Annotated in this window: 21 protein-coding genes; 10 read left to right on the forward strand and 11 right to left on the reverse strand. The window is 75.4% G+C overall.

Annotated elements, in window-relative coordinates:
• Positions 1-49 precede the first annotated feature (49 nt).
• Positions 50-664, reverse strand: a complete 615-nt coding sequence (locus CXR44_RS06615) for a TetR/AcrR family transcriptional regulator (RefSeq protein WP_101783973.1) — start codon at positions 662-664, stop codon at positions 50-52.
• A gap of 79 nt (positions 665-743) precedes the next feature.
• On the opposite strand from CXR44_RS06615, the gene CXR44_RS06620 reads away from it, so the two are divergent.
• The 8 genes from CXR44_RS06620 (at position 744) to paaE (ending at position 8,441) form a co-directional block, all read left to right on the forward strand.
• Positions 744-1,487 carry an enoyl-CoA hydratase/isomerase family protein gene (locus tag CXR44_RS06620; protein ID WP_101783974.1) on the forward strand — a complete coding sequence of 248 codons (744 nt, stop codon included), beginning with the start codon at positions 744-746 and terminating at the stop codon, positions 1,485-1,487.
• A 49-nt stretch (positions 1,488-1,536) separates the two neighbouring features.
• Positions 1,537-2,379 (forward strand): 3-hydroxyacyl-CoA dehydrogenase family protein, encoded by an 843-nt coding sequence (locus tag CXR44_RS06625; protein WP_281260249.1) that lies wholly within the window; start codon positions 1,537-1,539, stop codon positions 2,377-2,379.
• 31 nt (positions 2,380-2,410) lie between these two features.
• Positions 2,411-4,444, forward strand: a complete 2,034-nt coding sequence (paaZ, locus tag CXR44_RS06630) for a phenylacetic acid degradation bifunctional protein PaaZ (protein WP_101783975.1) — start codon at positions 2,411-2,413, stop codon at positions 4,442-4,444.
• Positions 4,445-4,537: 93 nt separating this feature from the next.
• Positions 4,538-5,500, forward strand: coding sequence for a 1,2-phenylacetyl-CoA epoxidase subunit PaaA (paaA, locus tag CXR44_RS06635; RefSeq protein ID WP_101783976.1), 963 nt, complete (start codon positions 4,538-4,540; stop codon positions 5,498-5,500).
• Complete coding sequence (gene paaB, locus CXR44_RS06640) at positions 5,497-5,877, forward strand: 1,2-phenylacetyl-CoA epoxidase subunit PaaB (protein ID WP_219601687.1); 381 nt, start codon at positions 5,497-5,499, stop codon at positions 5,875-5,877. The genes paaA and paaB overlap by 4 nt, the downstream gene beginning before the upstream one ends.
• A gap of 7 nt (positions 5,878-5,884) precedes the next feature.
• Positions 5,885-6,802 (forward strand): 1,2-phenylacetyl-CoA epoxidase subunit PaaC, encoded by a 918-nt coding sequence (gene paaC / locus CXR44_RS06645; RefSeq protein ID WP_101783977.1) that lies wholly within the window; start codon positions 5,885-5,887, stop codon positions 6,800-6,802.
• On the forward strand, positions 6,796-7,362 hold the full coding sequence (paaD, locus tag CXR44_RS06650; protein ID WP_101783978.1) for a 1,2-phenylacetyl-CoA epoxidase subunit PaaD: 567 nt from the start codon (positions 6,796-6,798) through the stop codon (positions 7,360-7,362). Before paaC ends, paaD begins: the two co-directional genes overlap by 7 nt.
• Positions 7,359-8,441, forward strand: coding sequence for a 1,2-phenylacetyl-CoA epoxidase subunit PaaE (gene paaE / locus CXR44_RS06655; protein ID WP_101784220.1), 1,083 nt, complete (start codon positions 7,359-7,361; stop codon positions 8,439-8,441). The genes paaD and paaE overlap by 4 nt, the downstream gene beginning before the upstream one ends.
• A 79-nt stretch (positions 8,442-8,520) precedes the next feature.
• Here the strand turns inward: paaE and CXR44_RS06660 are convergent, their stop codons facing one another.
• Positions 8,521-9,684, reverse strand: a complete 1,164-nt coding sequence (locus tag CXR44_RS06660) for an MFS transporter (RefSeq protein WP_180903208.1) — start codon at positions 9,682-9,684, stop codon at positions 8,521-8,523.
• 91 nt (positions 9,685-9,775) lie between these two features.
• On the opposite strand from CXR44_RS06660, the gene CXR44_RS06665 reads away from it, so the two are divergent.
• A complete protein-coding gene (locus CXR44_RS06665; protein ID WP_101783979.1) occupies positions 9,776-11,023 on the forward strand; it encodes an FAD-dependent oxidoreductase in 1,248 nt (415 codons plus the stop codon).
• 19 nt (positions 11,024-11,042) lie between these two features.
• On the opposite strand, the gene CXR44_RS06670 is transcribed toward CXR44_RS06665, so the two are convergent.
• From CXR44_RS06670 to CXR44_RS39300, 9 genes are all read right to left on the reverse strand, one after another.
• On the reverse strand, positions 11,043-12,386 hold the full coding sequence (locus CXR44_RS06670; RefSeq protein WP_101783980.1) for a glutamine synthetase family protein: 1,344 nt from the start codon (positions 12,384-12,386) through the stop codon (positions 11,043-11,045).
• The gene (locus CXR44_RS06675; protein ID WP_101783981.1) at positions 12,383-14,209 is read right to left on the reverse strand and encodes an IucA/IucC family protein; all 1,827 of its coding nucleotides are present in this window, start codon (positions 14,207-14,209) and stop codon (positions 12,383-12,385) included. The genes CXR44_RS06670 and CXR44_RS06675 overlap by 4 nt, the downstream gene beginning before the upstream one ends.
• A complete protein-coding gene (locus CXR44_RS06680; protein WP_101783982.1) occupies positions 14,209-15,459 on the reverse strand; it encodes a hypothetical protein in 1,251 nt (416 codons plus the stop codon). The genes CXR44_RS06675 and CXR44_RS06680 overlap by 1 nt, the downstream gene beginning before the upstream one ends.
• Positions 15,456-16,829 (reverse strand): lysine N(6)-hydroxylase/L-ornithine N(5)-oxygenase family protein, encoded by a 1,374-nt coding sequence (locus tag CXR44_RS06685; RefSeq protein WP_101783983.1) that lies wholly within the window; start codon positions 16,827-16,829, stop codon positions 15,456-15,458. Before CXR44_RS06685 ends, CXR44_RS06680 begins: the two co-directional genes overlap by 4 nt.
• Positions 16,826-18,661: an IucA/IucC family protein gene (locus CXR44_RS06690; protein WP_101783984.1), complete on the reverse strand. Its 1,836-nt coding sequence runs from the start codon at positions 18,659-18,661 to the stop codon at positions 16,826-16,828. The genes CXR44_RS06685 and CXR44_RS06690 overlap by 4 nt, the downstream gene beginning before the upstream one ends.
• Positions 18,658-20,247 (reverse strand): pyridoxal phosphate-dependent decarboxylase family protein, encoded by a 1,590-nt coding sequence (locus CXR44_RS06695; protein WP_281260250.1) that lies wholly within the window; start codon positions 20,245-20,247, stop codon positions 18,658-18,660. Before CXR44_RS06695 ends, CXR44_RS06690 begins: the two co-directional genes overlap by 4 nt.
• A gap of 38 nt (positions 20,248-20,285) precedes the next feature.
• Positions 20,286-21,668 (reverse strand): diaminobutyrate--2-oxoglutarate transaminase, encoded by a 1,383-nt coding sequence (locus tag CXR44_RS06700; RefSeq protein WP_101783986.1) that lies wholly within the window; start codon positions 21,666-21,668, stop codon positions 20,286-20,288.
• 88 nt (positions 21,669-21,756) lie between these two features.
• Positions 21,757-22,998: an alanine racemase gene (locus CXR44_RS06705; protein WP_101783987.1), complete on the reverse strand. Its 1,242-nt coding sequence runs from the start codon at positions 22,996-22,998 to the stop codon at positions 21,757-21,759.
• Between the two features lie 245 nt (positions 22,999-23,243).
• The gene (locus CXR44_RS39300; protein WP_219601688.1) at positions 23,244-24,917 is read right to left on the reverse strand and encodes a hypothetical protein; all 1,674 of its coding nucleotides are present in this window, start codon (positions 24,915-24,917) and stop codon (positions 23,244-23,246) included.
• A gap of 139 nt (positions 24,918-25,056) precedes the next feature.
• On the opposite strand from CXR44_RS39300, the gene CXR44_RS06715 reads away from it, so the two are divergent.
• Positions 25,057-25,629, forward strand: a complete 573-nt coding sequence (locus CXR44_RS06715; RefSeq protein WP_101783988.1) for an NUDIX hydrolase — start codon at positions 25,057-25,059, stop codon at positions 25,627-25,629.
• Positions 25,630-25,682 lie beyond the last annotated feature (53 nt).

The raw sequence follows: 25,682 nt of genomic DNA on the forward strand, positions 1-25,682 counted from the left end.
GGTCCCGCACTCTTCGGCTCGGCTCCGCAAGACGTGTCGCCGCCTCCGCTCAGTCGCCGGCGGGCTGGCGCAGGCCGTCGAACGCGATCTTGCAGACGGCGTCGGCGAGGGCGTCGGCGCCCATGCCGCCGCGCGGCCTGTACCACTCCGTCAGGGAGTTGACCAGGCCGAACAGCAGTCGGGCGGTCACCGCCGGGTCCACGTCGGGGCGGATGTCGCCCTCCGCCTCCGCCTGCAGCACCAGCTCCGTCACCAGCCGGTCGAACTCGCGCCGCCGGGCCAGGGCCGCCCGCTCGGCCTTGGTGTTGCCACGCACGCGCAGCAGCAGGGTGACGAACGGGAGCCGGTCGACCAGCACGTGCACGCTCCGCCGTACCAGGAGCTCCAGGCGGTCCACGGCCCGGCCGCTCATGGCGGTGGTCTCGGCGGCCACCTCGAACAGCCCGTCGAGCGCCCGGTCCACCGCGATGCGCAGCAACTCGTCCTTGCTCGCCACGTGGTGGTAGATCGCCGACTTGGTGATGCCGAGCTTGCGTGACAGGTCCTCCATGCTGGTGGCCTCGTAGCCACGCTCGTTGAACACCTTGACCGCGACGGACAGCAGCGACTCCAGGTCGTAGCCGGGGCGTCCGCGCCGGGCGGGAGTGGTTCGGGTGGGTGGCACGGTACGAGTATCCCAGCCGGCCTCACAGGCCGGCGCCGGCCTTGAAAACTGACCGAATGGACGGTTAATAATAGGGGTGATGAGCGAGTTCGAGACGCTGCTCGTGGACGAGCGGCCGGACCGGTTGGCCGTGACGCTCAACCGTCCCCAGGCGCGCAACGCGATCAATCTGGCGATGGTCCGCGAGCTGCACGAGGTGTGCGCGGAGCTCGAACGCCGGCCCCGGCCGCTGCTGCTCACCGGGGCCGGAGACGTCTTCGCCGCCGGAGCCGACATCGCCGAGCTGCTCGAGCGCGGTCGCGACGAGGCGCTGCAGGGCATCAACAGCCGGCTGTTCGACCGGATCGCCCGGCTGCCGCTGCCGACCGTGGCGGCCGTGGCCGGCTACGCGCTCGGCGGCGGCGCGGAGCTGGCCTACGCCTGCGACATCCGGCTGGCGACGCCCGAGGCCGTCTTCGGCAACCCCGAGCCCGCGCTCGGCATCATGGCGGCGGCCGGCGCCTGCTGGCGGCTCGCCGAGCTGGTGGGCCGGTCGGTGGCCAAGCAGGTGCTGCTCGGCGGCAGGCGGCTGACGGCCGCCGAGGCCGAGCGGTTCGGGCTGGTCGCCGAGGTGGTCCCCGGGCCGGAGCTGGCCGCCCGCGCCCACGCCCTGCTCGATCGGATGGCGAAGTCGTCGCCGGCGGCGCTGCGGCTGACCAAGCTCGTGCTGGACGCCCCGGGAGCGCATCCGGTGGCCGACGACCTGGCGCAGGCCGTGCTGCTGGAGAGCGCGGACAAGCGCGAGCGGATGACCGCGTTCCTGGAGCGGAGGCGATCCTCGTGAACGGCGGAGCGGAGGGGGTCCTCGTGACGGCTGGGCAGGGGAGGTCCTCGTGACTGTGGCAGGCGTCATCGGCGGCGGCCGGATGGGGGCCGGCATCGCCCAGGTGCTCGCCGCGGCCGGGGCGGTCGTGACGGTGGTGGAGAGCGACGCCGGCGCCGCCGGGCGGGCCCGCGAGCGGGTGGCCGCCGGGCTGCGCAAGGCCGCCGAACGCGGCGCGCTCGCCGACGACCCGGCCAAGGTGCTCGACCGGGTCGCCTTCGTCGCCCGCGTGTCCGCGCTGCCCGCCGACGCCGAGCTGGTCGTGGAGGCGGTGCCCGAGGCGGCCGAGCTGAAGGCACGGGTGCTCGCCGAGGCGGAGGACGTCGTGGCCGACACGGCCGTGCTGGCCAGCAACACCAGCTCCCTGCCGATCGGTGAGCTGGGCGCGGCGCTGCGCGTGCCCGCCCGGTTCGTCGGCATGCACTTCTTCAACCCCGTTCCCGCCTCGCTGCTGGTCGAGATCGTCGTCGGGCCGCAGACCTCCGGGGCGACGCGTGACAGCGCGCTCGGCTGGGTCGCCCGGCTGGGCAAGACCCCGGTGGTGGTCAAGGACTCGCCCGGGTTCGCCACCAGCCGCCTCGGCGTGCTGCTCGGGCTGGAGGCGATCCGCATGCTGGAGGAGGGGGTGGCCGACGCCGAGTCGATCGACCGGGCGATGGAGCTCGGCTACCGGCACCCGATGGGGCCGCTGCGCTCCACCGACCTGGTCGGCCTCGACGTGCGGCTGGCCATCGCCGAGCACCTGCACCGCACGCTCGGCGAGCGCTTCGCCCCGCCGCGGCTGCTGCGCGACAAGGTGGCCCGCGGGGAGCTGGGCCGCAAGAGCGGCCAGGGCTTCTACGCCTGGCCCTGACCGAACACACCTGGCGACATGGAGGTCTGTCATGGCACCGCTGCGGAGTTATGTGGCCGGCTCGTGGCACGTCCCGCGGGACGAGGGCGCGCTGCTGCTGGACGCGGTCACGGGGCAGGAGGTCGCCCGGATCTCCACGGCCGGCCTCGACTTCGGGGCCGCGCTGGCGTACGGGCGCCGGGTCGGCGGGCCCGCCCTGCGCGAGCTGACGTTCCACCAGCGCGCCGCCCTGCTCAAGGCGCTCGCCTCGCACCTGCGTGAGCATCGCGAGGAGCTGTACGAGCTGTCGGCGCGGACGGGGGCGACGCTCGGCGACGCCAGGTTCGACGTGGACGGCGGCATCGGCGTGCTGTTCTCCTACTCCGGCAAGGGCCGGCGTGAGCTGCCGAACTCCACGGTCCACGTCGACGGCGCCGTCGAGCCGCTCGGCAAGGGCGGTTCGTTCGCCGGCCTGCACCTCTACACGCCGATGCGCGGCGTGGCCGTGCAGATCAACGCGTTCAACTTCCCGGTCTGGGGGCCGCTGGAGAAGTTCGCGCCGGCGTTCGTGGCCGGGGTGCCGTCACTGGTCAAGCCGGCGAGCCAGACCGCCTACCTGACCGAACGGCTGGTCGAGCTGATCGTCGCGTCGGGCATCCTCCCGGAGGGGTCGCTGCAGCTCGCCTGCGCCGGGCCGGGCGACCTGCTCGACCACCTCACCGAGCAGGACCTGGTGTTCTTCACCGGTTCGGCGGCCACGGCGCAGAAGCTGCGCGTCCACCCGTCGATCACCGGCCGCTCGGTCCGCTTCAACGCCGAGGCCGACTCGCTCAACTGCTCCGTCCTCGGGCCGGACGCCACGCCGGGCGGCGAGGTGTTCGAGCTGTTCGTCAAGCAGCTCGTGACCGAGATGACGGTCAAGGCGGGGCAGAAGTGCACCGCGATCCGCCGCGCGTTCGTGCCCGCCCACCTCATGGACGCCGTCGCCGAGGCGGCCGCCGCCCGCCTGGCCCGGGTGACGGTGGGCAACCCCGCCAACCCCGACGTGCGCATGGGCGCGCTGGCCAGCCTCGGGCAGCGCGAGGAGGTCCGTCGCTCGCTCAAGGCGCTCATGCAGGCGGGCACGACCGTGTACGGCGACGCCGAGCGGGTCGAGGTGGTGGACGCCGACCCCGAGCGGGGCGCGTTCGTCTCGCCGGTCCTGCTGCGGGTGGACGACGCCGGGCTGGCCGAGCCGCACGAGGTGGAGGCGTTCGGGCCGGTCAGCTCGCTGCTGCCGTACACCTCCGCCGCCGAGGTGGTCGAGCTGGCCGCCCGTGGCCAGGGCAGCCTGGTCGGCTCGGTGGTGACCGGCGACCCCGACTTCGCCCGCGAGGTGGTGCTCGGCGCCGCCCCCTGGCACGGCCGCCTGCTCGTGCTCGACCCGGAGGCCGCCAAGGAGTCGACCGGGCACGGCTCGCCGCTGCCGATGCTGGTGCACGGCGGCCCCGGCCGCGCCGGCGGGGGCGAGGAGCTCGGCGGGGTCCGGGGCGTGCTGCACCACATGCGGCGCACCGCCGTCCAGGGCAGCCCCGACATGCTGGCGAAGGTCGCCGGGCGGTGGGTGCCGGGGGCGGGCAGGTCCGTCACGGACGTGCACCCGTTCCGAAAGCACCTGGAGGACCTGCGGCCGGGCGACACGGTGGTCGCCGGGCCGCGGCCGGTCAGCCTGGCCGACGTGGAGCACTTCGCGGAGTTCACCGGCGACACCTTCTACGCCCACATGGACGAGGAGGCGGCTCGGGCCAACCCGTTCTTCGACGGCCGGGTGGCCCACGGCTACCTCGTCGTGTCGCTGGCGGCCGGCCTGTTCGTGCAGCCCGATCCCGGTCCGGTGCTCGCCAACTACGGCCTGGAGAACCTCCGTTTCCTCACCCCGGTCTACCCCGGCGACGAGCTGACCGTCACGCTCACCGCCAAGCAGATCGACCCGCGCGAGGGGGCCGAGTACGGCGAGGTTCGCTGGGACGCCGACGTGACCAAGCAGGACGGCTCCTCGGTGGCCCGCTACGACGTGCTGACGCTCGTCGCCAAGCGGGCCACCTGACGGCCGCCGGCGTCCACCCGGACTTGCCTGGGCGGGCGCTCGCGGCGCACACTAATACTGAACGAATGGTCGGTAGGGAAACGGTGATGCCACGTGAGCGCGGCCGACGAGACCAGCCGGCTCGAAGAGCACTTCGACCGGACCATCGCCCGGGAGCAGCGGATCGAGCCGCGTGACTGGATGCCCGACGGCTACCGCCGGACGCTGGTCCGCCAGATCTCCCAGCACGCCCACTCCGAGATCATCGGGATGCAGCCCGAGGGCGAGTGGATCACCCGTGCGCCGTCCCTGCGGCGCAAGGCCATCCTGCTGGCCAAGGTGCAGGACGAGGCGGGGCACGGCCTGTACCTGTACTCCGCGGCGGAGACCCTCGGCGCCGACCGCGACGAGCTGACGGCGATGCTCATCGACGGCAGGCAGAAATACTCCTCGATCTTCAACTATCCGACGCTGAGCTTCGCCGACGTGGGCGTGATCGGCTGGCTCGTGGACGGCGCGGCCATCTGCAACCAGGTGCCGCTGTGCCGCAGCTCGTACGGCCCGTACGCGCGGGCGATGATCCGCATCTGCAAGGAGGAGTCGTTCCACCAGCGGCAGGGCTACGAGCTGCTGATGACGATGATGCGGGGCACGCCCGAGCAGCGGGCCATGGTGCAGGACGCGGTGGACCGCTGGTGGTGGCCGTCGCTGATGATGTTCGGGCCGCCCGACCACGACTCGCCCAACACCGCCCGGTCCATGGCGTGGAAGGTCAAACGGCACACCAACGACGAGCTGCGGCAGCGGTTCGTGGACATGACGGTGCCGCAGGCCGAGGCCCTCGGCGTCCGGCTGCCCGACCCCGACCTGCGCTGGAACGCCGAGCGCGGCCACTACGACTTCGGTGAGGTGGACTGGGCGGAGTTCAGGCGGGTGATCGGCGGAGACGGCCCGTGCAACGCCCGGCGGATCGCGGTCCGGCGGGCGGCGCACGACGACGGCGCCTGGGTGCGCGAGGCCGCCGCGGCGCACGCCGCGAGGCAGGCGGACCGGGCGGGCAGAGGAGCGGCGGCATGAGCGGCGAGTTGACCGGCGGGACGAGCGGCGGGACGAGCGGCGAGTTGAGCGGCGGGACGAGCGGCGGGGCGACCGGCGCGTTGAGCGGCGGGGTGCGGGCGTCGTGGCCGCTGTACGAGGTGTTCGTCCGCGGCAAGCGCGGGCTCAACCACGTGCACGTCGGCTCGCTGCGGGCGCCCGACGACGAGACGGCGCTGCGCCACGCCCGCGACCTCTACACCCGCCGCAACGAGGGCGTGAGCATCTGGGTGACGCGCTCCGACCACATCACCGCCTCCAGCCCCGACGAGAAGGACCCGTTCTTCGCGCCGAGCGGCGACAAGGTCTACCGCCACCCCACCTTCTACGAGATTCCCGACGACGTCCCGCACATGTGAGGCCGCGATGTCCCACGACAACCCCTACGAGGCGCTCGGCGGCGACGGCGACGCCCGCTGGGCGTTCGGCACCGGGTTCACCGACCCGCTGGCCGGCGTCGACACCACCGCGCCCGCCGGGGTGGACGGCGGCGACCTGGCCGCGTACTGCCTCATGCTCGGCGACGACGCCCTCGTGATGTCGCACCGGCTGCAGGAGTGGTGCACCCGCGCGCCCGAGCTGGAGGAGGAGGTGGCGCTCGCGAACATCGCCCTCGACCTGCTCGGCCAGGCGCGGCTGCTGCTCGCCAGGGCGGGGCAGGCGGACGGCGGCGGGCGGAGCGAGGACGATCTCGCCTTCCTGCGCGACGCGCCGGACTTCCGCAACGTCCGGCTCGTGGAGGCGGCGAACGGCGACTTCGCCCGGTCCATGGCCAGGCTGCTCGTCTTCGCCGTGTGGCGGCTCGCCCTGCTCGACCGGCTGGCCGGCTCGCGCGACCCGGTGCTGGCGGCGGTGGCGGCCAAGGGCGTCAAGGAGGTCGCCTACCATCGCGACTACGCGGCCGGCTGGGTGGTGCGGCTCGGCGACGGCACCGCCTACTCGCGCGAACGGATGAAGGAGGGGCTGGCGGCGGTCTGGCCGCTGGTGGCCGAGCTGTTCGTGCCGCACGAGGTGGAGCTGCGGCTGGCGCGGGCCGGGGTGGCGGTGGACCCGTCGCAGCTGCGCGCCGAGTTCGACGCCGTCCTCGACCAGGTGCTCGACGCGGCCCGCCTCACCCGCCCGGACGCCGCGCGTCCCGGCGAGGCGGACGCCGCGCAGGAGGGCCCGGCGGACGCCGCGCCCGCCGGAGCGGGCGGGCGGGACGGGCGCCACGGCACGGAGCTGGACGAGGTGCTGTCCGTGATGCAGAGCGTGGCACGGGCGCTCCCGGGGGCGACATGGTGACGAGGCCCGAGGCCGGGCGTGCGGTGGCGCGTGAGGCCGGGCGTGCGGTGGCGCGTGAGGCCGGGCGTGCGGTGGCGCGTGAGGTCGCCGAGCGGGTGACCGACCCCGAGCTGCCACTGCTGACCCTGGCCGACCTCGGCATCCTGCGCGAGGTCGACACGGACGGCGACGGGCGGGTGGTCGTCACCGTCACGCCCACCTACAGCGGGTGCCCGGCGATGGCCGCCATCCGCGCCGACCTCACGGCGAGCCTGCGCGCGGCCGGGTTCGCCGACGTGGAGGTCCGTACGCGCCTGTCGCCGCCGTGGACGACCGACTGGATCACCGAGGCCGGGCGCCGGAAGCTCGCCGAGGCCGGCATCGCGCCGCCCGGCCCCGCGCCGGCCCGCGCGGCCGGACCCGTGCCGCTGACGCTGGACCCGCCGCGCCGCCGGGTGCGCTGCCCGCGCTGCGGCTCGGCCGAGACCGAGGAGCTGTCCCGGTTCGGCGCGACCGCGTGCAAGGCGCTGTGGCGCTGCCGGGCCTGCGCGGAGCCGTTCGAGCACGTCAAGGAGATCTGACCGTGACCATCGCCCAGCAGGAGGATCAGGTCCGCGTGGGCTTCGCGCCGCTGCGGGTGGCCCGGGTGGACCGGCTCTGCGACGACGCCGCGGCCGTCACCTTCGACGTGCCCGCCGAGCTGGCGGACCGCTACGCCTTCCGGCCCGGCCAGTGGCTCACGGTGCGGCGGACGGTGGACGGGCGGGAGGAGCGCAGGTCGTACTCGATCTGCGCCCGCGCCGGGGCGCGCCCGCGGATCGGCGTGCGGGAGATCCCGGACGGGCTGTTCTCCACGTGGCTGGTGCGCGAGCTGGCGGCGGGCGACGAGGTGGAGGTGCTGCCGCCCGCCGGCGCGTTCACCCCCGACCTGAGCCGGCCGGGCCATCACGTGCTGGTCGCCGCCGGGTCCGGCATCACGCCGGTCATGTCCATCGCGGCCTCCGTGCTGGACGACCCCGCGAGCCGGGTGACGCTCCTGTACGGCAACCGGACGGCCGGCAGCGTGATGTTCGCCGACGAGCTGGCCGACCTGAAGGACGCGCATCCCGCCCGGTTCGAGCTGTACCACGTGCTGTCGCGGGAGCCGCGCGAGGCCGAGCTGTTCACCGGCCGGCTGGACGAGGAGCGGCTGCGCCTGCTGCTTCCCGCGCTCACGCCCGTCGCGGAGGTGGACCACTGGTGGCTGTGCGGCCCGTTCGGCATGGTCACCGCGGCCCGGCAGGTGCTGGCCGGCCTCGGCGTGCCGGCGGACCGGGTGCACCACGAGCTGTTCTACGTCGACGAGCCGCCGCCCGCCCTGGTCCGCCGCACCGGCCCGGCCACCGGCAGCGAGGTGACCGTGATGCTGGACGGCCGGGTGACGACGGCGAAGGTGCCCGAGGGCGTCTCCGTCCTGGAGGGCGCCCAGCGGGTGCGGCCGGACCTGCCGTTCGCGTGCAAGGGCGGCGTGTGCGGGACGTGCCGCGCCCACGTCGTGGACGGCGAGGTGGACATGCGGCGCAACTTCGCCCTCGAACCGGCCGAGGTGGCCGCGGGCTTCGTCCTCACCTGCCAGTCCTATCCCGTCTCGGAGACCGTCACGATCGACTACGACGTCTGACCCGGGCGGGGACGGCCGCGCCGGGCGGATCATGCCCGGGTCGGCAGGGGCGAGGAGGTCGTCGAGCACCCAGGACGCGCTAGGAATCCCGGCGCCGGCGTGCCGCCGCCAGGACGAGCAGCGGGCCCGCGGCGAGCGGGACGGCCAGGGCGGCGAAGCCCAGCCCGAGGGTGGACAGGGTCGCGACGCCGCCGACCAGGAGCGGGCCGCCGGCGTCACCCAGCTCGCGGCCCAGTTCGGCCGAGCCCATGGTCTGGCCCAGGCGGGCCGGTGGGGTGGTGGCGGCGAGGGCGGCGAAGCCGAGCGGGGTGACCAGGCCGGTGCCGGCGCCGATCAGCACCGCGGCCGTCAGGACGCCGGGCAGCCCCGGCAGCGCCGCGCAGGCCAGTCCGGCGGCGGTGGTCAGCAGTCCCGCGACCAACCCGGTCCGTACGGTCAGCCGTCCGCGGTCCAGGGCCCGGCCCGCGAGCGGCTGCGCCACGGCTGCGCAGGCGGCGAGGACGGAGACGGCGGCACCGGTGGCGACGGGGCCGAGTCCGGCGGCGGCCCCCGACACGGGCAGGAATCCGACCCCGACCGACAGCGCCGCGGTGGCCCCCGCCAGCGTCGCGGTCGGGCCGAGGAACGAGGCCGCGGACAGCCGCCGGGCCAGGTCCACGACGGTCTGCCGGTCGCGGGGCAGCGGCGGCACGCGCGGGACGGCCAGCGCGGCCCAGGCCGCGACGGCGGCGCCGAGGACCGCCATGACCGCGAAGAGCAGGCGCAGCCCGCCGGCCCAGGCCACGACGCCGCCGAGCAGCGGGCCGAGGGTGTAGCCGAGTGACTTCCAGAATCCGTAGCGGCCGAACGCGCGCCCGTGCCCGTCGGCCGGGCTGAGCCGGGCGACCAGGGCGGCGGCGGAGGGGGAGAAGGCGGAGGCCGCGGCGCCCTGGCCGAGCCGGGCCGCCCACAGCCACGCCGGTTCGCCGCCCACGGCGTACAGGGCCGAGGCTGCGGCGAAGGCGACCAGCCCGCCGAGCAGCACCGGACGCGCTCCGATCCGGTCGGCCAGGCCGCCGAACAGCGGCTTGAGCACGATCTCCGCGCCGTCGTACAGCGCCAGCAGGCCGCCCAGCACCAGCATCGACGTCACCGCGTCGGGGCTGTGACCGCCCAGGTTGGCCGCGATGCCGTGCGCGCCGAACGCCGTCGTGAACCCGGCCGCGTACAGCGGCCACCTGGCTCGGGGGGAGGCGATCGTCACAGTCACGCAATCTAGCGGAGGGGCGCTTGACGGGAGGTCGCGGGCGAGGGATGCTGAGATTATTCAACAGGTGATGAAAAAGGTGAGGCCGATGACCGAACACACGACGTGCGCCGTCGTGGGCGGCGGGCCGGCGGGGATGGTGCTGGGCCTGCTGCTGGCCCGGGCCGGCGTCGAGGTGACCGTGCTGGAGAAGCACGGCGACTTCCTGCGCGACTTCCGCGGTGACACCGTGCATCCGTCCACGCTGCAGCTGCTCGACGAGCTCGGCCTCGGGGAGCGGTTCGCCGCGTTGCCGCAGAGCCGGCTCCACGAGGCGGCCTTCCCCACCGAGGGCGGCGGGCGGGTCGTGGTGGCCGACTTCCGCAGGCTGCGCACCGCGCACCCGTACATCGCGATGGTGCCGCAGTGGGACCTGCTCAACCTGCTCGCCGACGCCGGGCGGGCCGAGCCGCGCTTCCACCTGCGGATGGACACCGAGGTCACCCACCTCGTGGGCGAGGGCGGGCGGGTGACGGGAGTCCGCTACCGCCACCCCGACGGCACGACCGGCGAGCTGCGGGCGGACCTCGTCGTCGGCTGCGACGGCCGCTGGTCGGTCGTCCGACGGCGGGCGGGCCTGCGCCCCAAGGAGTACCCGGTGCCCATGGACGCCTGGTGGCTGCGGCTGCCGCGCGAACCCGAGGAGCAGGCCGGAGCGCTCATGCCCGGCATGAGCCGCGGGCACTTCGCGGCCGTCATCCCGCGGGAGGGCTACTTCCAGATCGCCTACCTGGCGGCAAAGGGCCTCGACGACCGGCTGCGGGCCGAGGGGGTGGAGGCGTTCCGCGAGCGGATCGCGGCGGTGCTGCCGCAGTTCGCCGGCCGGCTCGGCGCGATCCGGTCGATGGACGACGTCAAGCACCTCGACGTCCGGCTCAACCTGCTGCCGCGCTGGCACGTCAACGGAGCGCTGTGCATCGGCGACGCCGCGCACGCCATGTCGCCGATCGGCGGTGTCGGGATCAACCTCGCCGTGCAGGACGCCGTCGCCACCGCGCGGCTGCTCGCCGGGCCGCTGCTGCGCGGGCACGTCACGTCCGCGGATCTGGCCCGGGTGCGCCGCAGGCGGCTGCTGCCGACCGTGCTCGTCCAGGCCATCCAGCGGGTGATGCACCGGGCGCTGGTACGGCCGACGATCGAGGGCCGGCGCGAGGGGCCGCCCAGGGCGGCCGCGGTCGTGACCCGGCGGGTGCCGGGCGTCCGGTCGGTCACGGCGTACCTGATCGGGATCGGGCTCCGGCCCGAGCGGGCGCCCGCCTTCGCCCGCCGGTCCGGCAGGACACCCGTCCCCAGCTGACGCGCCCGCACGGGTTCGGTCACAGGCGTTCGAAGCCGCGGACCCGCTCCCAGTCGGTGACCGCCGTCTCGAACGCCTCCAGCTCCGCCCGCGCCGCCTGCGCGTAGTGGCGCACCACCGCGTCGCCGAACACCTTGGCCGCCAGCTCGCCGCCCTCCCACAGCCGCAGCGCCTCGGACAGCGTCGCCGGCAGCCGGGGCACCGACGGGTCGGCCAGGGCGTTGGCCTCGTGGGGGGCGGGCAGCGGCAGCCGGTTCTCGATCCCGTGCAGGCCGGCGGCGACCATGGCCGCCACGGCAAGGTAGGGGTTGGCGTCGCCGCCCGGCACCCGGTGCTCGATGCGCAGCGACGCGCCCGAGCCGACCACCCGGATCGGGCAGGTGCGGTTGTCCCTGCCCCAGGTGATGCCGGTGGGGGCGAACGCGCCGGGCCGCAGGCGCTTGTAGGAGTTGACGTTCGGGGCCATCAGCAGCGTCAGCTCGGGCAGGCAGGCGAGCTGGCCGGCCACGAAGTGGCGCATCAGCTCCGACATGCCGTCGCCGGTCGTCTCGTCGGCGAACACCGCCGTGCCGTCGGTGCCGCGCAGCGACAGATGGACGTGACACGAGTTGCCCTCACCCTCGTCGAACTTGGGCATGAAGGTGAGCGCCACCCCTTCCTGGGCGGCGATCTGCTTGGCGCCGTTCTTGAACAGGACGTGTTTGTCGCAGGTGGCCATCGCCTCGTCGTAGCGGAAGACGATCTCGTACTGGCCGGCGTGGCACTCACCGCGGGCCGTCTCCATCGGCAGCCCGGCCCGCACCATCTCGCGGCGGATCCGGCGCACGACGGGCTCGATGTCGGCCAGCCCCTGCAGCGAGTAGTCCACGTTGTAGCGGGTGGCGGTCTCCAGCCCGTGGTAGCGGCGCTCCCAGGCGTCGCGGTAGCTGTCGCGGAAGACCAGGAACTCCAGCTCGGTGCCGGCGAACGCGGCCAGCCCGCGTTCGGCGAGCCGGTCGAGCTGGGTGCGCAGGATGTGGCGCGGGGCCACCTCCACGGGTTCGCCGCCGGGCCAGACGGCGTCGGCGAGGACGAGCGCGGTGCCCGGGTCCCAGGGCAGCGGGCGCAGCGTCGCCGGGTCGGGCCGCAGCACGAAGTCGCCGAAGCCGGAGTTCCAGGCGTCGATGGCGTACCCGGGGCCGGTGCCCATCTCCACGTCGGACGCCAGCAGGTAGACGCACGCGCCGAAGCCCTGCCGCGCCACCTCCTCCAGGAAGTACGGCACCGACAGGCGGCTGCCCTGCAGGCGGCCCTGCACGTCGGGGACGCTGACGATGACCTCCTCCGCCCGGTGGCGCAGCTCCTCGTAGCCGAGCGGCGTCATCGGCCCTCCTCCTTCGGCGCGGCGGCGACCAGGGCGGACGCGGAGGCCAGCGGGTTGGGGACGGTGCCGTGGACGACGTCGAAGCCCTCGTCCCGTTCGCTCCGGTCGTGGAACCCGCCGCCGAGAAGCTGCTCCCGGTTCAGCGCCACCCGGTCGAAGGCGGGCGCGAACAGGCCGAACGCCTCCGCCCGGCCGGCCAGGCCGGGGAAGCGGGCGTGGTAGCGGTCGATCTCGGCGCGTACCAGCCCCCAGAACTCCGCCTCCGGCACGCCGAGGTGCCGCTCGGCCAGCGGCGCGAAGAACCGGAAGTGACCGGCGAAGACGGCGCTGAGCAGCGAGTGCGCCAGGTCGCGCGCGGGCCAGCGCAGCAGCACCCCGCGGGCCCGCTCCGACAGGCTCGCGTACTCGGGCAGGTCCTCCGGCAGCAGGTTGACGTCCTCGGCGAAGTCCTTGACCGCGACGCCGACGGGCGCCTCGGCGGCGTCGAAGAGGATCACGGTGTTCTCGCCGTGCGGGCAGTACGCCACGCCGTACCGGTAGAGGTAGTGCAGCAGCCCCGGCAGCAACGCCGACAGGAAGCGGGCCAGCCAGGCGCGCGGCGCGAGCCCGGACCGCTCGACCAGCTCGGCCACGAGAGCCCGGCCGTCGGCCCCGACCTTCAGCAGGGCCGCCATGGTGCGCGCCCGCTCACCCTCCCCGAGCAGCGCGGCCACCGGTTCGCGCCACACCGCGCCGAGCAGCTCGTGGTAGCGGTACGGCGCGTCGCGCACGCCGTCGTAGAGCGGGTGGCGCACGGCGACGGCGGCCACCTCGCCGAGCGGGTGGAAGCGCAGCTCGTCGCGCAGGTACGGGTCGGCGGCGCGGACGGCGTGCAGCCAGGCGGTCACGTCGGGCGCGGCCCTGGTCGGCTCGGTGGACAGCCCCCGCCACACCAGCGTGTTGCGGATGAGCAGCGGCACCTTGACGTTGCGCCGCTCCGGACGGTCGAGGTTGGCCAGCGTGCGGATCGACTGCAGCGGCCGGTAACGGTCGGGGCCCTCGCCGAGCAGCACGATCCGGCCGTCGGCCAGGTAGGGCGCGAACAGCGTCTCGACGGCCTCGTCCCAGTGGAAGGGGTGCACGGGCAGCCAGGCGAACCCGTCCGGGTCCAGGCCGGTGGCGGCGCAGGCGTCCTCCAGAGCGACGGCGAACTGCTTGCGCGTCCCGTCGTCCAGCTCCTCGGCCAGCAGCGTCGCCGCGTCCAGCCCGGGGACGCCGGAATGGTCGGCGAGCGAGCCGTGCACCGCCGCCCACAGCAGCCGCACCTCGCCGCGCGCCTCCGGCGCGTAGCGGGCGGAGTCGGAGCCGGAGAAGCCGAGCCGGCCCTTGTTCAGCAGCATGCACGGGTGGCCGTCCTGGTACGCCTCCAGGTCGAGGTGGTCCAGGTCGGCGAGCCGGGCGGCGGGCAGGGCGCGGGAGATCAGCTCGGCCTCGGCCCGGCGGGTGGCGGTCAGCTCGCGCAGCACCTCGGCCGTGGTGGGGCCGTCCCAGCCGAGCACCCCGCGGGCGTCCAGCAGCAGCCGCTCGGGCCCCGCCTCCTCGCCGCCGGCCGGCTCGGGCAGCCTGCGCAGCGTGCCGTCCACCAGGCGCCAGGTGCCGAACGTGCCGCGGGCGGCCCGGAACGTCCAGCACGCCTCGCCCAGCTCCAGCCGGTAGGCGTCGGGACGGCCGGAGCCGGGGTCGGGCTCGGGCACGAGGAGCTCCTCGTAGGCGAACTCCTCGACGGCCTTGACGAGCAGCCGACGGCCCGCCTGCTGCCAGGCGTCACGGTCAGGGGGGTTCATCAGATCTCCTTGGAGTACGTCAGTGCGGGCTGGACGGGAACGGCGCCGGCGCGGCGCGCCGACAGGGCCACGGCGAACACCTGGACGGCCGCCGCGACGGCGATCGGCAGGGCCAGGTCGTGGGAGGCGGCCGTCGCGGCGACCAGCGGCGCGGCGAGCAGCCCGGCCGAGCGGACCGTCTCGACGGCGGTGAACGCCGGCCCGGCCGTGCCGGTGGCGCGGAACGCCCACAGCTCCACCGCGACCTGGGCCAGCCCCAGCCCCACGCCGAACAGCAGCCGCCCGCCGGCCAGCCCCGCCACGGACGACGACAGCGCCTGCCAGGCGAGCCCCGCCGCCCCGGCCGCCAGGGCCGCCGGCAGCAGCCGGTCGCCCAGCAGCCCGTGGCAGCGGCGCACCACGGGCAGCACGGCCAGCGCGGCCACGCTCGGCAGGAAGAACAGCACCGCCGACCCGGCGGGCCCGACGCCCAGCCCGTCGGCGAACCCGGTGAAGAACGGCCGCGCCACGTTCACCGAGAAGTCGAACGCCACCCCGATCAGCGCGGCCTGGGCGAGCACCGCGAACCTGACACCCCTGCGGGGCGCCTCCACGGCGGCCGGCGCCGGGCGGGGCGCCGCGCGCCGCCCGAGGACGCGGAAGGTCAGCACGGCCAGCGCCACGTCCAGGACGGCGAACGCCGAGATCCCCACGCGCGGCTCGGGCAGCGCCAGCACCCCGGCGCCCACGGCCGTCGCCACCACCGTCGACAGGTGGAACACCACGACGATCGAGCAGATCCCGGCCAGCCTGGCCCGCTCCCCGTCCCGCTCCCCGCCCGGGCGGCCGTCGCCGTCGTGCTCGGCGACGAACGCCGGGTAGGCCAGCAGCAGCGCGCTGTTGGTCGCCACCACGGCCCCCGACAGCGCGGTGTAGGCGGCATGGCTTGGGGCCAGGCCGAGCAGCAGGTCGAACACGGCCGAGCCGCACAGCCCGGCCAGCACCAGTCGGTGCAGCGGCCACCGCCGCGCCGCCAGGCCCCACAGCGGCAGCGCGGCCAGGCCGACGATCCGGCAGATCCACAGGTAGCCGCCGGTCGCACCCGGGTCGGTGATGCCGTACAGCCGCTCGAAGAGCTGCGGCAGGAACGGCGTCAGCGCCGTCTCGGCCACCAGGTGCAGCCCGATCACCGAGATCAGCACCACCTTGGCGTGCCGGGCCGGCCGCCCGGCCTCCGCCGTGACCTCGCCGGTGGTGACGTCCGTGGTCACCGCAGCGAGCCCTCGGCGGCCTCCGCAGGGACGGCCCGCTGCTGCTTCCCGGGCACGCGCGGCGCGCCGAACGTCGTCCACGCCGCCCGCTCCGGCACCGGCAGCACCGGGCGGCCCGCCACCGTGTTGAGGATGGTCGCCGCCCGCCACGCGCCCAGCGTCAGGTCGGGCGCGCCGACGCCGTGCGTGTGCAGCTCGGCGTTCTGGACGTACAGCGACCCGGACACGCGCGGGTCCAGCGCCACCCGGTAGGAGCCGTCCACCTGGTAGCGGCCCCGCCCGTCCCAGTCGACCAGGTCGGCCAGCGGCTCCAGGAACGCGGGCCGGGCGGCGGCGTAGCCGGTGGCCAGCACCACGGCCGAGGTGCGCACCTGGAAGAACGCCTCCTGCTCCCGATGCCGGCAGGTCAGCGCGTAGCCGGCGCTGCCCGCGCTGGCCGAGACCACCTCCACGCCGGGGTGCAGCGCGGCGCGTGGCTCGGCGCCGCCGATGGTCCGCTCGTACAGCTCGTCGTGGATGTCGCCGAGCGTCTCGGCGCTGACGCCCTTGTAGAGCTGCCACTGCTCGCGGACCAGCCGCTCGCGCCGGTCCGCGGGCAGGCCGCGGAAGTAGCCGATGTAGTCGGGGGTGAAGTGCTCCAGGCCGAGCTTGGAGTACTCCATCGGGGCGAAGGCGGGGGTGCGGGCCAGCCAGCGCACGTACGGTCCGCCCCGCCCGTCGCCGTCCTGGCGGCGCAGCAGGTCGAGCACCACCTCGGCGCCCGACTGGCCGGCCCCGACCACGGTCACGTCGTCGGCGGCGGCCAGCCGGTCGCGGGGGGGGCGGTAGTCGGCGCTGTGCAGCACCCGGCCTGCGTTCTCCTCGGTGAGGAGGGGCAGCAGCGGCTCCGGCACGACGGGCGCCGTGCCGACCCCCAGCACCACCTGCCCGGCCAGCACCCGGGTGACCGCCCCGGCGGCCGAGCGGTACGTGACCGCGAACGCCTGCGCCGTCTCGTCCCACTCCAGCGCCGTCACCTCGGCGTCGAACCGGCACGACGGCAGCCGCTCGGCGACCCACCGGCAGTAGTGGTCGTACTCGCGGCGGGGGATGTGGAACCGCTCGGAGAAGAAGAACGGGAACATCCGGTCGTGGCTGCGGATGTAGTTGAGGTACGACCAGGGGCTCGTCGGGTCGGCCATCGTCACCAGGTCGGCCAGGAACGGCACCTGGAGCACCGTCCCCTCCAGCAGCAGCCCCGGATGCCAGGAGAAGGCCGGTCTCGCGTCCAGGAAGAGGGAGCGCAGCCCCGGGACGCCGTCCGACAGCGCGGCCAGGGACAGGTTGAAGGGACCTATGCCGACGCCGACCAGGTCATAGCGGGCGGTCACCGCTCCACCTCCGTGAGTGGGTTGGGAAGCTCGATGTAGACGGACTGGGTGTGGACGTCGCCGACGAGCTCGTCGCGGCCGTCCACGCAGGTCAGGTAGTTGCCCTTGCAGGGCAGGGCGGGGGCGTCCAGGAGCAGGCCGAGCAGCCCCTTGGCGCCGGGTTCGGCGGCGCGCAGCCGCTCCAGCGCGGCCCGCAGCACGCGCAGCAGGTGGCCCTCGTCGGCCAGGCCCAGCGCGCCGAACGCGCCGACCAGGCCGAGCAGGTTGTTGACGCCGAGGTAGTAGGCGACCCGCTCGTCCACGAACGCGTCGTCGAAGACGAGGTCCAGGCCGCCGGTCAGGCCGGGCAGCAGCCGCTCCAGCTCGGCGGCGCGGGAGGCGGCCACGTAGTAGCCCTGGCTGTCGCGGTACCACCCGGCGCTCGGCAGGCCGTCGCCGTCCAGCGCGACCAGGGTGTTCTGGTGGTGGGGCTCCAGCGCGACGCCGTACCTGGCGTGCAGCCGGATCAGGGGGACGGCGAGGACGTCGAGGTAGCGGGTCAGCCAGAGGGCCGCGGCCTCGGCGGGCGGCAGCCCGCGCGCCCGGACCGTCCGGTCCAGCGCGGCGGACAGCAGCGCCCGGTGCGGGGGAGCCGAGCCGTCGCCGGGGCCGGTGCGTTCGGCCAGCAGCCCGGCCACGCACAGGCCCTCGCGCCCGCCGCCACGGAACGGGTTGTCGCGGACGGCCGTCTCCAGCCCGGTCTCGCCCTCGGCGCCCACCGAGATCCACCCGAAGTCGCGCAGGATCGCGAACTCCGGGTGCTCGGCGCGCAGCCACCGCGCCGGCCCGGCCGCCAGCAGCCGCGCCGCCTGCACGCCGAGGCGCATCTCGGAACGCAGGTTGTTGCGCCGCGAGTTGGTGATCCGCATGCCGAGCGAGAGCTTGAGCATCACGTCGGCGCCGGGCCGGTGCACGGTGCGCACCGACGACGTGGGGTGCCAGGCGGGGCCGGCCGGGCCGAGCGGCCGCAGCAGCCCGGCCTCCACCAGGGCGGCCACCTCGGGGCGGCGCAGCACCTCGCGCGCCTGCCACGGGTGGGCGGGGACCGGCACCGTGCCGTCCGGCAGGTCCAGCTCCGGCGCGAGGGCGCGGCCCAGCTCGGCCGGGGTCCGCCCGTCGGCGCTCTCGCCCGCCACGACGGCCGGGTCCGCGGCGAACCAGTGCAGCGCGAACGAGCCGCGCAGCTCGGGCGAGTAGTCGGCCAGCTCGCCGTCGGACGCCTCCTCCCGGCTCTTCGGCGCGGGATGGAACGGGTGCCCCAGCAGGAGGGCCTGCTCGGCGTCCAGGAACGGGGTCGGCCCCCGCCCGCCGGGCCCCTCCGCGCGCCGCGCGGCCAGGTGCGCGGCGGTGCGGCGGGCGGAGTTCAGCACCCGGGCGGCGGCGTCGGACCCGAGGTGGGCGGGCAGGCCCCGGCGCACCACGGTCTCCCGGATCGCCGCGGCGGCCACCAGCGCCGCGTCCGCCGTCCGCGCGTCCGTCCGCGCGTCCGTTGGCGCGTCCGTCCGTGCCTTTGTTCGTGCCTCCGTCCGCGCGTCCGTTCGTGTGTCCGAGGGGTCGGTCACGAGGGGCTCGCCGAAGCGGTGCCAGCCGGTCGCCGACCGGTAGCGCACCGGGACCCGCAGCCGGACCCCGCTGGCGGGGAAGTCCAGCACCAGGTCGGTGCCCGCGCGAGGCACCGGCGTCGCGGTCTCGCGCACGTAGGCGCGCAGCAGCGTCTCCATGGCGGCCGCCTCGCCGGCCCGGCCCGGATCGGGCAGGTCCAGCGGGTCCGCCGTGCCGTCGAGGGGGTTCACAGCGCCTCCTCCTCGGCCCGGCCGGCCGCCGCGACCTCGCCCAGCAGCCGTTCGACCTGGTCCGCGGTCGTGTTCGGGTTGAGCAGGGTGAGCTTGAGCCGGACCCGGCCGGGTCCGTCGCCGGGCAGTTCGGTGCGGCCCACGACCGCCCGCCCCTCCCGCAGCAGGCGGCGCCGCAGCCGGGCGTTCACCAGGTCGGCAGCCGCCGGGTCGGCGGGCACGTAGCGGAACAGGAACGCCGTCAGGATCGGGTCGGCGTGCAGGTCGAGCCTCGGATGGGCGCGCACCGCCGCCGCCCCGGCCCGGGCCAGGTCGTGGCAGGCGTCCACCATGCGGCCCAGCCCGTCGCGGCCCAGCGCGCGCAGCGTGACGGCGATCTTGAACGCGTCGGCGCGGCGGGTCGTCCGCAGCGAGCGGCCCAGCAGGCTCGGGTAGCCGGCCTCCTCGTCGTCCGCCGGGTTCAGGTAGGCGGCGCGGCGGGCCAGCGACTCGTACGTCTCCTCCCGGCGTACCAGGAACACCCCGGCGGCGACCGGCTGCCAGCCGAGCTTGTGCCAGTCCAGGGAGACGGAGTCGGCCAGCTCGACGCCCGCCACGAGCGGCGCGAGCCGGTCCGACAGCAGCGCGCCGCCCCCGTAGGCGGCGTCCACGTGCAGCCAGGCGCCGTGCTCGGCGGCCAGCGCCGCGCACGTGTGCAGCGGGTCGATCGCCCCCGTGTCCGTGGTGCCGGCCGTGGCCACCACGGCGACCGGCAGCTCACCGCGCCCCGTGCTCGCGCGCAGCGCCGCGGCCAGCGCGTCCCCGTCCATCCGAAGGTCGCGGTCCACCGGGACGGGCACGACGGCGTCCTCGCCCAGGCCGAGCAGGGCCGCCGAGCGGCGTACCGAGAAGTGCGCGGCGGCCGAGGCGAAGATCCGCGGGCGCGGCCCGGCGCCCGGCACGCCGCCGAGCTGGACGGGGCGCCCGCAGACCCGGCCCAGGACCTGGTCGCGGGCCAGCATCAGGCCCATGAGGTTGGACTCGGTGCCGCCCGAGGTGACGACCCCGGCGGCCTCGCCGGAGTAGCCGACGAGGGCGGCCAGCTCCCGCAGCAGCGACGTCTCCAGCTCGGTGGCGGCGGGCGCCTGGTCCCAGGAGTCCAGCGACGGGTTGAGCGCCGAGACGGCGAGGTCGGCGGCGACCGCGACGGCGAGCGGCGGGCAGTGCAGGTGCGCGGCGCACGCCGGGTCGGCCGGGTCGGCGCTGCCGTACGCCAGCAGCTCGGTCAGCCGCCGCAGCGCGTCGTCGCCACCGGGACCGGACAGCGCCCGGGCGACCTCGGCCGCCAGCTCCTCGGGCGTGCCGGGCGGCACCGGACCGCCGCGCCGCTGCACTCCCGCGGCGAGGGCGTCGAGGACGGTACGAACGGCGGTCGCCAGCGGGGTCTCAGGGCCGGTCACCACCCCGGTCGCCAGTGCGCCCGCAGGGCTGCTCGGCACGCCGGTCGCCGGTCCGCCCGCAGAGGTGGTCGGGACGGCGGTCGCCGGTGCGTCCGCAGCGGTGCTGGGCAGGCCCGTCGCCGGTGCGTCGGCAGGGGTGGTCAGCACGCCGGTCCTGCGCGATGGGGTCCCGTTCGGGGCGGCCCTCATGAGCGCCGCCCCGCCGGGCGCGGCGAGGTGACCTCGGCGACGGCGTCGGCCAGCCGGTCGAGGACCGCCTCCGCCTGCTCGTCGGTGATCACCAGGGGCGGCAGCAGGCGTACGGTCGCGTCGTAGCGGCCGCCCAGCTCCACGATGAGGCCGCGCTGCAGGCAGGCCGCCCGCACGTCGGCGGCGATGCGCGGCGCGGCCGGGTACGCCCCGCACGCGTCGGGCGTGCCCTCCGGGTCCACCAGCTCCACGCCGATCATGAGCCCGCGCCCCCGGACGTCGCCGATCACGGGCAGCTCCGCGCGCAGCGCGTCGAGCCGCGCCGTCATGCGGGCGCCCACCGTGGCGGCCCGCCCGGCGAGGCCCTCGCTCGCGACGTGACGCAGCGTGGCGGCCCCGGCCGCCATGGCCAGCGTGTTGCCGCGGAACGTTCCCGTGTGCGCGCCGGGCAGCCAGCCGTCGTAGTCCTCGTGGTAGACGACCACGGCCAGGGGCAGGCTGCCGCCGATGGCCTTGGACAGCACCATCGCGTCGGGCACGATCCCGCTGTGCTCGACCGCCCAGAACGCCCCGGTCCGACCCACGCCGGTCTGCACCTCGTCGACGATCAGCGGGATCTCGCGTTCGGCGGTGATGCGGCGCATCTCCCGCAGCCACCCGTCCGGAGCCGGCACCGCGCCGCCCTCGCCCTGCACCGCTTCGAGGATCATCGCGGCCGGCGGGACCACGCCGCCCGACGGGTCGTCGAGCAGCCGCTCGGTGTAGACGGCCGACAGCTCGGCGCCCCGCTCGCCGCCGACGCCGAACGGGCAGCGGTACGGGTACGGGTACGGCAGGCGGGTCACGTCCGCGGCGATCCCGGCGACCGGCTCCTTGACCGCGACGTTGGCGGTGGCGGCCAGCGCCCCCGTGGTCATGCCGTGGTAGGCGCCGGTGAAGGCCAGCAGCCCGTGGCGGCCGGTCGCGGTCTGCATGAGCTTCAGGGCCGCCTCCACCGCGTCGGTCCCGGCGGGACCGCAGAAGTGGATGCGCGCGCGGTCGGCGAAACCGGCGGGCAGCGTGGCGAACAGCGCGTCGGTGAACTCGTCCTTCTCCGGCGTCGCCAGGTCGAGGACGTGCAGCGGAGCCCCGCTGTCCACGGTGCGCCGGATCGCCTCCAGCACGACCGGATGGTTGTGGCCGAGGGCCAGCGTGCCCGCGCCCGACAGGCAGTCGAGGTAGCGGCGGCCGTCGGCTCCCTCGATCACCATGCCTTCCCCGCGTACCGGGACGATCGGGAAGCTCCGGGCGTAGGTGCGCGCCGAGGACTCCCGGTCGCGCTGCCGGCACAGGACGGCGTCGGGTTCGAGGGTGACCAGGTCGGTCGGGTATGTGGTCATGGATGAGCTCCGTATGGCGTCAGGAGGCACGCGGCCCGGTGAGGTGCGGTGCGGGACGCCCGCGACGGGTGACGTCGGGGCGGGTGGGTCAGAGCAGGTGGCGCTCGGCCACGGGGTGGCCGAGGAAGCGGTGCATGGCGAACTCCCAGCCGTAGGAGCCCGCGTACGGGAAGACGACGAGGTCGCCGGCGCGGACGCGGTCCACCCGCACGTCGCGCAGCAGCGTGTCCTCCGGCGTGCACAGCTCGCCGACGACGGTGACCTCGGCGTTCTCGACGGCCGGGCGCGGGCAGCCGGTGGGCCAGCGCTCGATCGGCAGCACCGCCATGTTGTGCACGATGTCCCACGACGTGGGGAGCTGGAAGTGGTTGATGCCGCCGCGCAGCACCACGAAGTGCTTGCCGTACGAGGTCTTCACGTCGGTCACCTCGGCGGCGTACCAGCCGCAGTCGGCGACCAGGAACCTGCCCGGCTCCAGCACGACCTTCGTGCCGGCCGGTGGCTCGACCTGGGCGGCCAGCTCGCCGAAACGGGCCACGTCGAACGGCTTCTCGCCCTCGAAGGCGACGCCGATGCCGCCGCCGATGTCGATGTGGCGCAGGTCGACGCCGTGCTCGCGGGCCGTGCGGGCGCTCCACTCGACGCACCAGCGCAGGTAGTCGGCGTGGGCGTCGGCGTCGAGGTTGCCCGAGGCGGCGTGCACGTGGAACCCGACGAGGTCGAGGCCGGGCAGCCGCCGGGCCGCCCGCAGCACGCCGGGCACGTCCGGCTCCGCGACGCCGAACTGCGACGGGACCCCGCCCATGTGCAGGGAGCCGGTCACGGGGATCGCGACGGGGTTGACCCGCAGGGCCACGCGGGCGGTCACGCCCTCGGTGACCGCGATCCGGCTGATCCGGTGGAGTTCGAGCAGGCTCTCGGCGTTGATGGCCTCGACCCGCTCGCGGACCAGCGCGGTCAGCACGGGCACGGACTTGGCCGGGCCGGCGGCGACGACGGCGGGCGGGTCGCCGCCTGTGGGGCGGGCGCGCAGGGCGAGCTCCAGCTCGGCCTTGGACGCCACCTCGAACCCGTCGACGTGCGGGGCCAGCGCGGCGACGACGCCGGGGAAGGAGTTGGCCTTGACGGCGTAGTAGACGGCCGCCCAGTCCGGCAGGGCGGCGCGCAGCTCGCGGGCCCGTTCGGCGGCGACGGCTCCGTCGTAGACGTAGGCCGAGACGGGTGGGCCGGCCTTGGCGAGGTAGCGGAGCAGCCTGCGCAGCTCGGCGGGCAGCGCGGTCACCGGGTAGGCGGAGCGAGGGGCGGCGGAGGGCGGGAGCTGGATCGTCATGAGGTTCTGCCTCTGAGGTGACGCGACGGCGACAGGCGTCGATGTCAGGATCTCGGGTAAGGGGGGAGCGGGCGATGGTCCGGTGGGCGGAGGAGGCACGTTTCCCCTTGCGGTGTGCGACAGCGGCGGTCCAGACGCGGGCATGGCTTGAGCTTAGGTAAGGCTAACCTAATATTTTTGCCAAGAGTTGGCAAGACGCCACGGCCGTGACACGGACAGCCGGCTACGAAGAGGTAGGAAACGACCTACCAGGCGAGCGACGCCACAGGGCTGGCGCCCTGCCAGACGCGCCGCGGTCGCGGCTCCGGCGACCCGAGGTCCACCCGGACGAGCTCGTACGCACCCCGGGGGCGCTCGGTGACCAGCGAGACCAGCAGGTGACGGCCCGTCCGGTCGAGCGTGAAGGCATGGAGCGTCGCCTGTCCGGAGGCGAACACCAGGCGCTCCTTCCCTGACAGCCCCGACGGCCCTGACGGCCCTGACGGCTCGACGACCGTGATCCGGTGGTCGTGCCACGCGTGGGCGGCGGCCCACGAGACGGCCAGCGCGCCGCCCGGGGCGCTGCCATCCGAGGCGCCGCCCGGGGCGCCGTCGGAGGTGCTGCCGGGGGTGTCGCCCGGGGCGCCGCCGGGAGTGCCGCCCGGGATGCTGAGGGCGAGACCGTCACCGCCGTCCGCCAGGGTGTGCAACTCGCGGGCGGCGAGCAGGTCGGAGCCGGGCCGCGTCACGTCGAGCGCCACCACCCGCCCGGTCCTCCCCGCCGCCGCCACCCGCCCGGCCCTTTCCGCCGCCGTGTGGAACGCCAGCGTCCCGGCGTCCCGCCAGTGCAGCCCCAGCGGCCCGGCGTTCCCGCCTGCCGCCCCGTGCGACCCCGCCGCCGACCATTCGCGGCGCGGCGCGACCAGCCCGACGAACGTGGTGGCCACTCTCAGGGTGTCGGCGGGTACGGCCACGACACGGCTGTAGGCGATCTGCCCCCTCGCGGAGACGGCCAGGTCGAGCACCGTCCCGGCCAGGTCGCCGCCGACCTGGTCACCGACGGCCGCGCCGCCGTCCCCGTCCATGACGATCCGGTAGACGCGCGACGAGCGGCCGCCGAACGCCCCGTCGCCCGCCGTGCTGACCGCGGCGAGGTAGCCGCCGGGCCGGGTGTCCCGCGTGATGGCGGTGTACTGGAAGAACGCCGGGTCCGGAGCGGGCAGCGGCCTCGGTTCGCCGCCCGCGACCAGGTCCAGCACGCCCAGCCGGTCCCCGGTGATCACCAGCGCGTACCTGGGGGTGCCGTCGGGCGCGAGCGGCTGCTCCGGGTCGCCCGCCGGCAACCGCAGGGTTCCGCTCGCCGCCAGCACCGTGCCGGCCGCGAGGGCCGCGGCCGCCCAGACGGGCCACCACGACTGCCGGTGCGAGCGCTCCAGCGGGGTGCGCCCCGCCGCCCACGCCCCCGCCATGGCCAGCACGGCGGGCGCGAACGTCCAGACGAGCTGCCCCGCCGACACGGCGTGGGCCGCCTCGGGGGCCACCGTGCAGTCCGCGCCCTCGGGCGTCCAGCCCAGCCAGAGGCGGACCGTCAGCAGCACGTGGTCGGCCGCGACCACCCCGGCCACGGCGAGCGCGGCCCAGATCCGGGCCCCCGCCCGCTCTCCCCGGCACGCCACCAGCCACGCGCCGAGCCCCACCACGACCGGCAGCCCCAGGGCCACCCGAGCCTGCGCCTCGGCGACGAGGTCGGCCAGCTCCCACTTCCACGGCTCGGCGGTGTCGCCCGCGAACCACGCGCACCCGCCGCCCGCCCGCCCGCCGGGCAGGACGGCCACGAGAGACGGCCACCCCAGCCGGGCCGTGGCCACCGCCAGGGCCGGCCACCACCACACCAGAGCGCGCGAGCGCCACGCCGGCACCGCAGAAGGGACTACTGACACGGCGTTCCCCCGAACCTGTTCCGAATATCCCCGATGGGAGATCTTGCCACCCTTGGGGCTCGGTCGGATCACCGTTTCCGGCTTAACCGGATCATGCGCCGCACGATCGTCGCCAGGGCGCGCCCCTATGATCCGTGGCATGGCCGCAACGACGACCCCTCGGCCGGGTGCGACCCTCCGGCCGACCGCCCGCATCCTGCTCGCCGACGCCGACGACCGCGTCCTGCTGTTCCGCGGCCTCAACCAGACGGACGACCCCGCCCACGAGTGGTTCACGCCGGGAGGCGGGGTGCACCCCGGCGAGTCACTGCCCGTCGCCGCTTCGCGGGAACTACGGGAGGAGACCGGGATCACGCTGCCGCCGGAGGCGTTCGGCGCGGTGGTCGCGGTCAGCTCGGGCCACTGGACCAGTGGCGGGGGCAGGCTCTACTTCGCGCGCGACTCCTACTTCTTCGTCCGCGTCCCCGAGGCGACCGTCGACGTCTCGGGCATGGAGCAGCTCGAACGGGACCTGCTCGACACCTTCCGCTGGTGGCCGCTCGCCGACCTGCGCCGGACGGCCGACCGCCTCGTCCCGCCCGCCCTCCCCGACATCCTGGAGCCCCTGCTCGCCGGGACCCTCCCCGCCACCCCCGTCACCGTCCCGTGGCACCACCCCGAGCCCCCGGATGTGCTCTGTGGCCGAGGTCACCGTCGCGGCGCTCGACCGTGATGCACGCCGACGAAACCCATGCCCGAAGGTGTGCAAGATGACCTCGGTGATCG

The sequence above is a fragment of the Nonomuraea indica genome (assembly GCF_002850745.1).
Taxonomy (GTDB): domain Bacteria; phylum Actinomycetota; class Actinomycetes; order Streptosporangiales; family Streptosporangiaceae; genus Nonomuraea; species Nonomuraea indica.